Source organism: Citrobacter sp. Cf136 (assembly GCF_030333815.1).
In the GTDB taxonomy this organism is placed as follows: Bacteria; Pseudomonadota; Gammaproteobacteria; order Enterobacterales; family Enterobacteriaceae; genus Citrobacter; species Citrobacter freundii.
Genome location: NZ_JAOWFE010000029.1, coordinates 132,653 through 144,962 on the forward strand (window position 1 = coordinate 132,653; position 12,310 = coordinate 144,962).

At 52.6% G+C, this 12,310-nt stretch carries 11 protein-coding genes; 2 read left to right on the forward strand and 9 right to left on the reverse strand.

Translation table 11 applies throughout. The annotated features are described in order from the left end of the window. Positions 1 to 142: 142 nt before the first annotated feature. The 9 genes from recC to rppH all read right to left on the reverse strand — a co-directional run bounded on the left by recC (position 143) and on the right by rppH (position 10,098). Positions 143 to 3,511, reverse strand: a complete 3,369-nt coding sequence (recC, locus tag OGV98_RS01195) for an exodeoxyribonuclease V subunit gamma (RefSeq protein ID WP_048232726.1) — start codon at positions 3,509 to 3,511, stop codon at positions 143 to 145. A gap of 12 nt (positions 3,512 to 3,523) precedes the next feature. Next, the gene (locus tag OGV98_RS01200) at positions 3,524 to 3,847 is read right to left on the reverse strand and encodes a prepilin-type N-terminal cleavage/methylation domain-containing protein (RefSeq protein ID WP_003846470.1); all 324 of its coding nucleotides are present in this window, start codon (positions 3,845 to 3,847) and stop codon (positions 3,524 to 3,526) included. Continuing rightward, positions 3,832 to 4,239 carry a DUF2509 family protein gene (locus OGV98_RS01205; protein ID WP_044713431.1) on the reverse strand — a complete coding sequence of 136 codons (408 nt, stop codon included), beginning with the start codon at positions 4,237 to 4,239 and terminating at the stop codon, positions 3,832 to 3,834. The genes OGV98_RS01200 and OGV98_RS01205 overlap by 16 nt, the downstream gene beginning before the upstream one ends. Then, the gene (locus OGV98_RS01210) at positions 4,236 to 4,799 is read right to left on the reverse strand and encodes a prepilin peptidase-dependent protein (RefSeq protein WP_032937461.1); all 564 of its coding nucleotides are present in this window, start codon (positions 4,797 to 4,799) and stop codon (positions 4,236 to 4,238) included. Before OGV98_RS01210 ends, OGV98_RS01205 begins: the two co-directional genes overlap by 4 nt. Next, positions 4,790 to 5,260 carry a prepilin peptidase-dependent protein gene (locus tag OGV98_RS01215; protein ID WP_003033993.1) on the reverse strand — a complete coding sequence of 157 codons (471 nt, stop codon included), beginning with the start codon at positions 5,258 to 5,260 and terminating at the stop codon, positions 4,790 to 4,792. The genes OGV98_RS01210 and OGV98_RS01215 overlap by 10 nt, the downstream gene beginning before the upstream one ends. Positions 5,261 to 5,443: 183 nt before the next feature. Next, positions 5,444 to 6,238, reverse strand: coding sequence for a thymidylate synthase (thyA, locus tag OGV98_RS01220; RefSeq protein ID WP_003033990.1), 795 nt, complete (start codon positions 6,236 to 6,238; stop codon positions 5,444 to 5,446). A gap of 6 nt (positions 6,239 to 6,244) precedes the next feature. Continuing rightward, positions 6,245 to 7,120 carry a prolipoprotein diacylglyceryl transferase gene (gene lgt / locus OGV98_RS01225; protein ID WP_003846461.1) on the reverse strand — a complete coding sequence of 292 codons (876 nt, stop codon included), beginning with the start codon at positions 7,118 to 7,120 and terminating at the stop codon, positions 6,245 to 6,247. 188 nt (positions 7,121 to 7,308) lie between these two features. Next, the gene (gene ptsP, locus OGV98_RS01230; protein WP_003033984.1) at positions 7,309 to 9,555 is read right to left on the reverse strand and encodes a phosphoenolpyruvate--protein phosphotransferase; all 2,247 of its coding nucleotides are present in this window, start codon (positions 9,553 to 9,555) and stop codon (positions 7,309 to 7,311) included. Between the two features lie 12 nt (positions 9,556 to 9,567). Next, on the reverse strand, positions 9,568 to 10,098 hold the full coding sequence (rppH, locus tag OGV98_RS01235) for an RNA pyrophosphohydrolase (protein ID WP_003033982.1): 531 nt from the start codon (positions 10,096 to 10,098) through the stop codon (positions 9,568 to 9,570). Between the two features lie 684 nt (positions 10,099 to 10,782). Here rppH and mutH point away from each other — a divergent pair. Both mutH and OGV98_RS01245 read left to right on the forward strand, forming a co-directional pair. Further along, positions 10,783 to 11,478, forward strand: coding sequence for a DNA mismatch repair endonuclease MutH (gene mutH, locus OGV98_RS01240; protein WP_003840955.1), 696 nt, complete (start codon positions 10,783 to 10,785; stop codon positions 11,476 to 11,478). 75 nt (positions 11,479 to 11,553) lie between these two features. Continuing rightward, the gene (locus OGV98_RS01245; RefSeq protein ID WP_003033961.1) at positions 11,554 to 12,267 is read left to right on the forward strand and encodes a TerC family protein; all 714 of its coding nucleotides are present in this window, start codon (positions 11,554 to 11,556) and stop codon (positions 12,265 to 12,267) included. Positions 12,268 to 12,310: the final 43 nt, after the last annotated feature.

The following is a 12,310-nucleotide window of genomic DNA, read 5'->3' on the forward strand; positions in this document are numbered from 1 at the left end:
ACAAACCACGCATAAATACATGGTCTGAACAGGGCAAGACTATGTGCTGAACGAGCCAGCATCTTCTCTTTGTAAGAATCAGTCCGTGACAGAATGCGCATCATAGTGGAAGCTATCGAATTGCGCAATTTTTATACAGCCATCATGACTGATTGAAGCGAAAAATCGGTAACAGGTAGCGTTGAGACTGTAAAACAATAGTCTCCAGCGTATCAGCATCCAGTTGACGCCAAAGACGCTGATACCAGATATCATCACCTTCGCCACGTACTATCATGTTGCCTTCATAGGCTTGCAGAAACTTACTGCGCGCTTTTTGCAACGTTGCATCGTCATCTAACATGGCATCATTTGCGGCGTCATAACAGGTTTTTATCCATGCACCGCCGCTTTCGGGCAATACCAGCAATGGTGACGACATGCCTTCCCGATACCCCTCAATGAGTTGCGACAGATACAGCAACGCCTGTTCTGCATCCAGCGGCGGAAAACGCCATTCCCCGTCTTTACGCAGGAATAATCGGCTCTCTCCCGTACCGCCACTCGCACAATAGACAAGATGTTCCAGCCAAAGTTGCACGCCCTGCGCAATGCTGATCAAAGATGGGCGCCAGCGCAACAAACCGTCCTCTTGTACCTGCGGCAACCAACCGGTGATTTGTACGCCGTTACAGTTAAGATCGATTTCCATGCTCTGACAGGGCTGACGACAGGCGATAATACGCTCAGCCAGCGACTGCATCTCCTGACGCTGCGTATCCCACAGAATTTCGCCAAACGGCCCATAGGGTAGCGTGCCCGCCGCGCGAAAACGGCGGAACAGTCGTTCAGCGTCGTTCTCTTCAACCAGTGTATTAAGCAATTGCTGATTAAGCTGATAGCGGGTTAATCCTTCAAGGGTGAAAGGCTCCGTGTCCGGGATCTCACTCTCTTCAGAGCGGAAGTTGACCCTCAGACGCATCTGGAAAAAGGCGCGTACCGGATGTGCCCAAAATCGCTGCAGTGTTTCCAGCGTTAGCGTTTCTGGCATTTCAAAAGGAAGAGGCTGCACAAAATCCGTGTGCGCTTTTCCTGACAGGCTCGCCGCAGGTAGCCATTCCCGGGCATAGCTTTGCTGTTCGCCTGGTAGATAGTTTTGCGCATCAAAGGGCATACGGGTATGCAAACGGGTAATGTGCGCTTTTACCCTTGTCTCGCTTTGATCGCAGGTCAACAATTCGTCACCCGGCAGATAATGGCTTTGCCCAATGTAGTCCATCAGTTCTTGCACCAGCACCGACGGGAAGCGCTCGCTGTTATCCTGGATCGAGCGGCCAATGTAGCTGATGTAGAGCGTCTGCTGTGCCGAAATCAATGCTTCGAGGAACAGATAGCGGTCATCATCACGACGGCTGCGATCGCCCCGCATCGGTTTTTGACTCATTAAATCAAAGCCCAGCGGCGCAAGCTGGCGTGGATAAACGCCATCGTTCATACCCAGCAGGCACACCACTTTGAACGGAATGGAGCGCATCGGCATCAGCGTACAAATGTTAACGGGACCCGCCAGGAAGCGCTGGCTGATGCGTTCCTGATCAAGGCGCTGGGCCAGCTCATCACGTAACAGAGAGAGCGGTATAGCATCGCCGTACTCGGCCCCTAAACCTTCAGTGATAATAGCCTGCCACTGCTGTTCAATCAGCGTCATCGCCGCTTCGGTATCCGCGTCCGGCAGGAAGAAATCATTAAGCATTTCCCGACAAACAGGTAGCCACTCTTCCAGCGGTCGTTCCTGCGCTAACCCTCTACGCCAGAGATTAAGCTGCATCAGCAACGAGGCCAGATGCCCTACCAGCTCGGCAATCAAACCGCTGGACTCATCGTAAGGCAATACCGATTGCCACTCGCCCTGCGCGCTTTCCATCGCGTAGCCGAGCAGCATACGCGTTAAACCAAATTGCCAGGTATGCTGACCTGTAGGCGGAAGTTCCAGTTCACGCACGTTATCGTCGTCAATTCCCCAACGAATCCCGGATTCATTGACCCATAAGCGAAGATAGCGCAACCCTTCTTCATCAATGTTGAAACGCGCCGCCAGCACGGGGACATCCAGTAACGCCAGGACATCCTCTGAGACAAAACGGCTATCCGGTAGAGACAGCAGACTAATAAAAGCCTGTAAGACGGGATGAGACTGGCGTGCCCGACGGTCGGAAATCGCATAAGGTAAGTAACGCTCGGCTGGTGCACTGCCAAAGACCGACTGAATGAATGGGCTGTAGCTATCGATGTCCGCCACCATCACGATAATATCGCGCGGCGTCAGCGTTGGGTCCGCTTCCAGCATGGCCAACAGCCGATCATGCAGAATTTCCACCTCGCGCTGTGGGCTATGGCAGACATGGAAAGTCACGCTGGTATCGTTCAGATCAAGCCGGCGTTTATTGTCACTACGGGAATATTCTTCCAGCGTGACGCCCGCCACGGCATGACTTTCGAGTTCCAGAATATCCGATTGAATATTATGCAAAAGATTGTCAGGCGTAATGTCGACAAACGCATCCAGTTCCTGACTATTTTCCAGCTCCGAAAGCAAATAAATGTAATCACGCCCCAGCTTGCCCCACGAGGCCAGCATCGGGTTGCCCACATCCTGTTCGCCATCGCTGTTAAATAATCCTTCGGCTTTCTGGTTATCACGAAACAGCGGCAGGTGCCGTTCTTCAAAGCTGTGCCGACGCTGACGCGCCATCAGCTTCGCCAGCCAGGCAGGATCTTTAATATCTCCCCAGTAGTAGCGACAAGGGTTGGTAAACAGCAGATGAATATCGATGTGCTTACCCAGCGCTTGCAATGCCTGCAAATAAACCGGCGGCAGCGCCGAAATGCCGCAAATAAAGACGCGAGAAGGCAGTCCCTGCGGGCACTCGGACGCGTTTTCCAACGTCTGAATAAATCGTTGGTATAAATTGGCACGATGCCAACGCGGCTGGCCCAACTCCGCGGTGTATTCCACCAGCGCTTTCCACAACGGTGCCTGCCAGGCCTGAGACTCGCCGAGTCCCTCAACCAGTCGCCCCGCTTCCCACTGGGTCAACCAGTCAGGGCGGTAGACTAAATACTGGTCGAAAAGGTCAGCCGCGCGCGAGGAAAGCTGAAAAAGCTTACGTTTATCGGTGTCGTCCGTCAGATAGTGGCGCAACAATGCAAAGTCATCGCCATCCAGTAATTGCGGCAACAGCGTCATCAACTTCCAGCTCATGCTCTGTTTGTTGAACGCGCTCTCTTTCGGGATATCCGGCAGCACGCGCACAAACATATCCCAGATAAAACTCGCGGGCAGTGGAAAATCGATATTGGCGGCAATACTAAACTTCTGTGCAAGAGTCATTTGTAACCACTGCGCCATACCGGTACTTTGAACCAGGATCATCTCAGGCTCAAAGGGGTCGTCCAGCCGCTCGCGCTCAACGATAAACTCCATTAACGCTTCCAGCACATCCAGACGGTTGGAGTGGTAGACCCTTAACATAGCGACTCCTGACTACTGACGATTCGGGCAATGCAGACGCGTCATCTGACCCTGCCTGCCGAGGGGTGAAGAAATTATGACGTTGATGCTGACACATCCCGCTCTCGTTGTCTGCATTCGGTTAACCTGCCAGTTCACAGGCGATGAAAACTGGTACAGCTGGCTTTGCTGCCAGGCGTGACGCCAGAGTTGTTGATACTGGTTTCTGATAATAAAGCTGTTCATTAGCACCCGCTGGTATCCTGACAACGCGGTCACAATCATGATCATCAGTACCATTGCCAGCATAACTTCCGGCAGACTAAAGCCACGCTGACTGTTCAAGGGATCTGGCATAACGTCTGCTCCTTAAGCGGACAAAAATCGCTCCAGCCATGCGCCGAGAATTCTATGTTGCCATCAATAACCGCCCCCTGACGCCATAAAAATACTCCTTCATAGTGGGCGATTAGCAGCACGAAATTATTGGTAAGCAGGCGCAGGCAAACCGCGGCATTCTGCGTGGGATCGCGCCGACACTGTACGACGGGTTGTAAGCGCCAGGGTTGTATACGCCCCCATTCCATCGCGGATTGCACTACCGCCTGACGCTGCAGCGCCTGACTTTGTGTGACCACACGCGCAGCAAAACTAGCCTCCTGTCTGCTAACGCCTTGCAGCAGCAGACTACCGAGCACCAGCAGCAACAGGACCATTGCCAGAGAGGATACGCCTCGCTCACGGTTCACAGGTTGAATCCCGTAACGCTGTAGACTGCTTCAACAACTTTTTGTGGTTCGTCATTGCTCACTCCACGCAAACGCAGCGTAAGAAGCGGGGAATATCCGCTAAAATTCAGCCGTTCAACCTGGAATGCCTCAATCTGGATGGTAGTCTGATCGGTCATTTTCTCCCATCCTTTTCCAGTACAGCCGGTGGCTCCACGCAGGGTTTCCAATACCTTGTCCTGTAAACGAAACCCGATAGCATCAGCCTCTTTCGCGGAACTGCTCTCCCAAACGCCGTTGCCGTTGGCATCCCAGCGTGCAATGACACAGTCCCCCTTAGCCGATATCACCAGTCCCTCTCCGACACAGTTTCCTCGGCAATATCCCGCCCGTTGAAGATGCTTCGCCACGGTGTAGGCCCGCTGCCATATTTCATCTTCCAGCGCTAACTGGCGCGTGTTACGCAGAATCTCTCGCTGTAGCGCCGGTAAAAATCGTGCTGAGCTAAGTAATAAAATACTGCTAATCGCCATGGCAATGAGCACCTCCAGCAGTGAAAATCCCCGTTCGTTTACTGACATAATCTGGCCTCATCGCGCTCACAAAGCCTGATTCGCCCCCAGCCAGACACCACCACGCGCCATTCCCCTGCCGCATTTTTCAGGCGTATATGTCCGGCCCATGCCGTATTGCGCAGTCCAAAAAAAGCCAGTGAAGGCGTGATATCTGCCATTTCGACATCAGCCCAGAGTGGCGCAAATATCAACGGTGAAACAGGCTGACATGAAGCTTGTGATGTCGCTGAGCTTGCCAGACACCATGTCCCCCCTTCGCGGAGCACGTTGATGACGTGATCACGATTGCGCCAGTTAGCATCTTCACGCAGTTGCAGCAGGTAGTCCCGCACCTGGCAGGCGGTCTGCCACAGCCGCTGTTGCTGCTGCCAGCGCTGCCAACCATACAGCCCAGATGCACCAAGCGCCGCGACGATCAGCATCGCAATCAGGGTTTCGAGAAGCGTGTAACCTTGTTGTTTTTTCATGTCGCCAGTATGGCGTGAGGAAAATGAATAACGAGCGGGAAATTCGGTTTCTACGGCGAGCTACGGGAAATATTTGTCGCGTTGCAGACCGTTGCACTATTTCAGGAATGTTCGCCGAAGAACGTGATTTTAGACAAAAAAAACCGACGCTCACGGGCGTCGGTTGTGTCAGCATGAAGCTGGTTAGATAGCCACCGGCGCTTTAATACCCGGGTGCGGATCGTAGCCTTCAATTTCAAAGTCTTCGAAGCGATAGTCAAAGATAGATTCAGGCTTACGTTTGATAACCAGTTTCGGCAACGCGCGAGGTTCACGGCTAAGCTGCAGATGCGTTTGATCCATATGATTGCTGTACAGGTGCGTGTCGCCACCGGTCCAGACAAAATCACCCACTTCCAGATCACACTGCTGCGCCATCATGTGTACCAGCAAAGCGTAGCTGGCAATGTTAAACGGCAGGCCGAGGAACACATCGCACGAACGCTGATACAGCTGACAGGAGAGCTTGCCATCCGCGACGTAAAACTGGAAGAACGCATGGCACGGTGCCAGCGCCATTTTATCCAGCTCACCGACGTTCCATGCAGAAACGATAATGCGGCGAGAGTCCGGGTCATTTTTAAGCTGGTTTAACACGGTGGTGATCTGGTCAATATGGCGACCATCTGGCGTAGGCCACGCGCGCCACTGTTTACCATAAACCGGGCCTAAATTACCGTTTTCATCCGCCCATTCGTCCCAGATTGAGACGTTGTTTTCATGCAGATAGGCAACGTTAGTGTCGCCCTGCAAAAACCACAGCAGCTCATGAATGATCGAGCGTAAATGGCAGCGTTTCGTCGTAACCAGCGGGAACCCTTCCTGCAGATTAAAACGCATCTGATGACCAAAAATGGAAAGCGTTCCGGTTCCGGTACGGTCGTTTTTCTGTGTGCCTTCATCCAGCACTTTTTGCATCAGTTCTAAATACTGTTTCATGGTTCCTCAGGAAACGTGTTGCTGTGGGCTGCGGCGGTACGCCCAAACCATCATAATAATGCCTGCGACAATCATCGGGATAGAGAGGATCTGCCCCATGCTGATGTACTGTACCCAGGTGCCAGTAAACTGCGCATCCGGCTGGCGGAAGAATTCAACGATAATACGAAACGCGCCATAACCAATCAGGAACAGACCGGATACCGAGCCCATTGGACGCGGCTTACGAATGTACAGGTTGAGAATGATAAACAGCACAACACCCTCGAGCGCCATCTCATAAAGCTGTGAGGCGTGGCGCGGCAGCGAGCCGTAGGTATCAAAAATAGACTGCCATTGCGGGTTAGTTTGCAGTAGTAAAATATCTTCGGTACGGGAGCCCGGGAACAGCATGGCGTACTTGAAGTTCGGGTCAACGCGTCCCCACAGCTCACCATTGATAAAGTTACCCAGACGCCCTGCACCCAGACCAAACGGAATCAGCGGGGCAATGAAATCAGAAACCTGGAAGAACGAACGTTTGGTGCGTTTGGCGAAGATAATCATCACCAGGATCACACCGATAAGTCCACCGTGGAAGGACATACCGCCGTCCCAGACGCGGAACAGATACAGGGGATTATCGAGGAATAACTCGAAGTTATAGAACAGTACGTAACCAATACGCCCACCGAGGAAAACCCCGAGGAAGCCCGCATACAGTAAGTTTTCTACTTCATTTTTGGTCCAGCCACTGCCCGGGCGATTCGCGCGGCGCGTCGCCAGCCACATCGCAAAAATAAACCCCACCAAATACATTAAGCCGTACCAGTGAAGCGCGACGGGTCCGATTGAGAAAATGACCGGATCGAAATCCGGAAAATGCAGATAGCTACTGGTCATCTGTCACCACAAGTTCTTGTTATTTCGCTGAAGTCAGACAGCAATTGATAAGCGCGCCTGCATAATGCAGGCGCTCCAAAGGTGCGAATGATAGCACAAGGGGTTAGAAGCGGATGCCGGGAAGATGTAAAAGATCTGTATAAGTAATCTTTACCCCGTAATGCCTGATGACGCTACGCTTATCAGGCCTACAATCCTCCGCGAATCAATCCCCCCATGCCGCGGCGCTCCATAAAGGCCGCTACCTGATGGCGTACCTCAGCCGCCATCTGCGCTTCCAGGCTGCGCTGCGCCAGCGTTTGCGCCTCATCAAAATCGATATGACGCAGCAGATATTTAACGCGAGCGACAGAACGACCGTTCATCGACAAATGACGGAAACCCAGGCCGATCAGAATAGCCACGCACATCGGGTCGCCCGCCATTTCACCGCACAGGCGTAAATCGATACCGCTTCTTTCGGCTTCCTGCGCAATCATCGCCAGCGCACGTAGCATCCCCGGATGCAGACTGTCATAAATGCTGGCTACCCGTGTGTTGTTACGATCGACGGCCAGTATGTACTGGGTAAGATCGTTGGTTCCGACTGAGATAAAGTCAATCCGGTTTGTCAGATGCGGCAACATGAACACCATCGACGGAACTTCCAGCATGATGCCAATACGCGGTTTCGGGATCTCGTAACCGATCATCTCCTCCACTTCGCGTCCGGCGCGTTCAATCAAACGTCGCGCTTCGTCCACTTCATCAATGCTGGTTACCATCGGCAGCAAAATGCTGAGGTTGCCGGTTGCCGCGTTGGCACGCAGCATGGCGCGAACCTGGATCAAAAAGATCTCTGGCTGATCGAGCGTTATGCGGATCCCTCGCCAGCCAAGGCACGGGTTCTCTTCACTGATCGGCATGTAGGGCAACTGTTTATCGGCACCGACATCCAGCGTACGTAGGGTCACCGGCTTGTCGTTAAACATTTGCAGCATGCCCTGATACTGCGCAACCTGTTCTTCTTCCGAAGGAAAACCGCTTTGCAGCATGAACGGGATTTCGGTGCGATACAGGCCAATACCATCGATCCTGCTACCCAGCTTTTCTTCATGTTCCGGGCTGAGACCCGCATTGAGCATCACCTTCACGCGCTCGCCGCTTTTCAACTGTGCTGGCTGGTTGACGTCGTCTTCCGCCAGGCGGCTCAGCTCAATTTCTTCACTGATAAGACGCTGGTATTCCTGAATCAATACCGGTTCCGGATCGACCAGCAGTTCACCGCGATAACCGTCCACCACCAGCGTGCGACGATGCAGCACCGACGGCTGGATATCGGCCCCCATAACGGTAGGGATACCCAGCGCACGAACCATAATTGCCGCATGAGAGTTGGCTGCGCCGTCCCGGACAACCACGCCGACTAACCGGTCCTGAGGAAGCTCCGCCAGCGTGGTCGCCGAAAGTTCATCCGCCACCAGCACGAAGCGTTCCGGCCAGGCATTCGGCCCCTGGATAGAGTCGTCGAGGTGGAACAGCAGACGTTGGCCGAGCGCGCGTAAATCTCCGGCCCGCTCTTTGAGGTAGTTATCGCTCAGCGCGGCAAATTGTTCGGCAAACTTTTCGATGATCGTTTTAACCGCCCACTCGGCCACCGAACCGTTATCCACTTCCGCAAACAGCTCGCGGCGCAGACGGGTATCGGAAAGCAAGTGCGAGTAAAGATCAAAGATCGCCGCCGTTTCTTTCTGCGCCCCAGCGGTAAAACGCTTGCTGTAGCGGCGGAATTCGTTCGCCGCCTCTTCCAACGCACCGGTCAGTCGCTCGCGCTCAAGCACCGGATCCAGCGTTGAAGCCTGATAGACCTGCTCCATCAGCGGTAGCGTCGCATCCTGCCAGCCTTCCGCTATTGCCACGCCGGGGGCGGCAGGCAATGCACGGATGCGCGTTTGCCGGTATTGACCGAACAGCGCGTTTAGCTGCGACTGCGAAAGTATGGCCGCCATTTGTGTGGCGAGCGTGACGAGGAAAGACTCTTCACTTTCATCGTACTGACGCAGTTCACGCTGCTGCACCACCAGTACACCTAAAAGCTGGCGACGCTGAATGATCGGTACGCCTAAGAATGCACGAAAACGCTCTTCTTTTACCGAAGGAATGTATTTAAAGCTGGGATGTTTTTGCGCATCGGCGAGGTTGATAGGTTCCGCCAGCCTGCCAACCAGGCCAACGATACCTTCATCAAACGCGAGTGCGACAGTGCGACCACGTGGTTTTTTCAGTCCCCGGGTCGCCATGAGGTAATAACAACGTCGATCGTGATCGGCCAGATAAACCGAACAGACCTCTGTATCCATCGCAAGACAGATGTCGGTAACCAGTATATTCAGCGCTTCATTCAGACGCGGAGCACTGGCCACCTTTTCGACTATTTCGCGCAGGCGGGTGAGCATAATTTGCGTAGCTTAACCTCTTTTACGTCTGTACGCAGGTGTGCTTTGCGGCTTAGGAGTGCTCTCCTGAAGCGCCATGACAACACTTGCGAATTCTTTCATCACCCTGCGATAGACATCGCGTTTAAATGACACCACCTGTCGAACCGGATACCAGTAACTCACCCAGCGCCAGCCGTCGAACTCAGGTGTACTGCTGGTTTGCATATTGATTTCAGCATCGCTGCTGACCAATTGCAGAAGAAACCATTTTTGTTTCTGGCCGATACAAACCGGCTTCGTGTCCCAACGCACCAAACGTTTCGGTAACTTGTAACGCAACCAGTTACGAGTAGAAGCAAGGATCCGTACATCTTTACGACTGAGACCCACTTCTTCAAAGAGTTCCCGGTACATCGCCTGCTCTGCTGTCTCTCCTGCGTTGATCCCACCTTGTGGAAATTGCCAGGAGTGCTGACCAAATCGCCGGGCCCACATGACCTGCCCCTGGCGGTTACAAATTACTATCCCTACATTCGGGCGGTAGCCATCGTCATCAATCACCGGACTACCTCAACATAAACCTTATATACAAACGATTGTTTCACACTCCTGAGGGGCGGTAAACCACTCTGTTAAGGGTGCGATATTCTAATAACAATTGAATAACTCACAGTTAAAGGCCGAGTTATAAACAGAAGAAGGGCTAGCAAGGCGATTTTATTCACCTTTTCTGTGGATATAGTTGTGAAGAAGTACGGAATTACTATGGGAAAACCCAGAACAGTCCGAATAAGACATTCGTCACAGAGTAAAAATAGTCTTATACATTCATAAAGTTAAAACTGACCCACGCAGATAAACACACAGAAATGTGATGTACATCACTCATACGATCTTCACGCTGATGAAAGATCGACCAGCGTCGGTTTTATCCACAGATTATGCCAATAAGTTAGGCACAATTTGTGTGAAAATTCGATTTTCGTCGCACGTCAAGGCTGTAAATTGAAACAGTAGTGGGGGTTTTTCACAGTTATCCCATCTTTCTGTGGATAACATGGTGTAAGATCCTGTTCATTGTCAGTGACCAGAATTGGAAAACCCGCTTCGCTGTTGCGCAACTCTGCAAACGTGAATCTAAAAACCAATATAAATCATATAATTGAATAAAGCATGTGGAAAAAGATAAACTCTGTCCACACGGTATAAAATCATTGCTTATTTTTTCACCTAAGGGTTAACCCGATGCCAGAACTCCGTCCGTTGCTTTCTCCCCCTGAATCTGAAGCCCAGTTGCTGAGCCAGGCACGACAGCTTTCGGGCTACGCGTTAGGAGAATTAGCGGCAATGGCGGGAATCGTTACGCCGAAGGATCTTAAGCGCGATAAAGGCTGGATTGGCGTGCTACTGGAAATCTGGCTCGGTGCCAGCGCGGGCAGTAAACCAGAGCAGGATTTTGCGGCGCTGGGCGTGGAGCTGAAAACGATCCCTGTGGACAGTCTTGGCAGACCGCTGGAAACCACCTTTGTGTGCGTGGCACCGTTAACCGGCAATACCGGCGTCACCTGGGAAACCAGCCATGTACGGCACAAACTCAAACGCGTTCTGTGGATCCCGGTAGAAGGCGAACGCAGCATCCCGCTGGCTGAGCGCCGCGTCGGCTCTCCCCTGCTGTGGAGCCCGAATGAAGAAGAGGACCAGCAATTGCGTCTGGACTGGGAAGAATTAATGGACATGATTGTGTTAGGTCATGTCGAACGCATCACCGCTCGCCATGGGGAAGTACTGCAACTGCGTCCTAAAGCCGCTAACGCCCGCGCGCTTACCGAGGCCATTGGTGCCAACGGCGAGCCCATCCTGACCCTGCCACGCGGCTTTTACCTGAAAAAGAACTTCACCCGCGCATTGCTTGAGCGACATTTCTTGTTCCAGGCGCAATAGGCACCGCCCGGCCTTTCACCCGCCGCGTTACGAGCCTATAATTACCGCTTCTTTTTTTTGGCAGGACTTTGTTCGATGTTATTTGCATGGATAACCGATCCTAACGCCTGGCTTGCGCTCGGTACGCTGACGCTGCTGGAGATCGTTCTTGGGATCGACAATATTATTTTCCTTTCTCTGGTTGTAGCCAAACTCCCGACAGCGCAACGCAATCATGCCCGACGTATTGGGCTGGCGGCGGCGATGATCATGCGTCTGGCACTGCTGGCTTCTATCGCCTGGGTAACGCGACTGACAAACCCGCTATTCGAGTTGTTTGGCGAGGCGATATCAGCACGCGACCTGATCCTTCTGCTGGGGGGATTGTTCCTGATCTGGAAAGCCAGCAAGGAGATCCACGAATCCATTGAAGGTGAGGAAGAGGGGTTAAAAACCCGCGTATCTTCTTTCCTGGGTGCAATTGTGCAGATCATGTTGTTAGACATTATCTTCAGCCTGGATTCCGTGATTACTGCGGTTGGTTTGTCCGATCATCTGTTTATCATGATGGCGGCAGTAGTGATTGCCGTAGGCGTGATGATGTTTGCTGCTCGCCCAATTGGTGAGTTTGTCGATCGCCACCCTTCAGTAAAAATGCTGGCGCTCTCGTTTCTGATTCTGGTCGGTTTTACGCTGATTCTGGAAAGTTTCGACGTCCACGTTCCGAAAGGATATATCTATTTCGCCATGTTCTTCTCTATCGCGGTAGAGACCCTGAACCTGTGGCGTAATAAAAAAAATCCGCTCTGATGAAATCCATCGCTCCCTGCAAGGGGAGCGAATGCCCACCACA

What these genes read in the sequence shown, in the direction of transcription:
- thyA (WP_003033990.1), bottom strand. Translation starts at nt 6,238, where the DNA reads ATGAAACAGTATTTAGAACTGATGCAAAAAGTGCTGGATGAAGGCACA.
- mutH (WP_003840955.1), top strand. Translation starts at nt 10,783, where the DNA reads ATGCCAGAACTCCGTCCGTTGCTTTCTCCCCCTGAATCTGAAGCCCAG.
- OGV98_RS01245 (WP_003033961.1), top strand. Translation starts at nt 11,554, where the DNA reads ATGTTATTTGCATGGATAACCGATCCTAACGCCTGGCTTGCGCTCGGT.
- ptsP (WP_003033984.1), bottom strand. Translation starts at nt 9,555, where the DNA reads ATGCTCACCCGCCTGCGCGAAATAGTCGAAAAGGTGGCCAGTGCTCCG.
- OGV98_RS01210 (WP_032937461.1), bottom strand. Translation starts at nt 4,799, where the DNA reads ATGTCAGTAAACGAACGGGGATTTTCACTGCTGGAGGTGCTCATTGCC.
- recC (WP_048232726.1), bottom strand. Translation starts at nt 3,511, where the DNA reads ATGTTAAGGGTCTACCACTCCAACCGTCTGGATGTGCTGGAAGCGTTA.
- lgt (WP_003846461.1), bottom strand. Translation starts at nt 7,120, where the DNA reads ATGACCAGTAGCTATCTGCATTTTCCGGATTTCGATCCGGTCATTTTC.
- OGV98_RS01215 (WP_003033993.1), bottom strand. Translation starts at nt 5,260, where the DNA reads ATGAAAAAACAACAAGGTTACACGCTTCTCGAAACCCTGATTGCGATG.
- OGV98_RS01200 (WP_003846470.1), bottom strand. Translation starts at nt 3,847, where the DNA reads ATGCCAGATCCCTTGAACAGTCAGCGTGGCTTTAGTCTGCCGGAAGTT.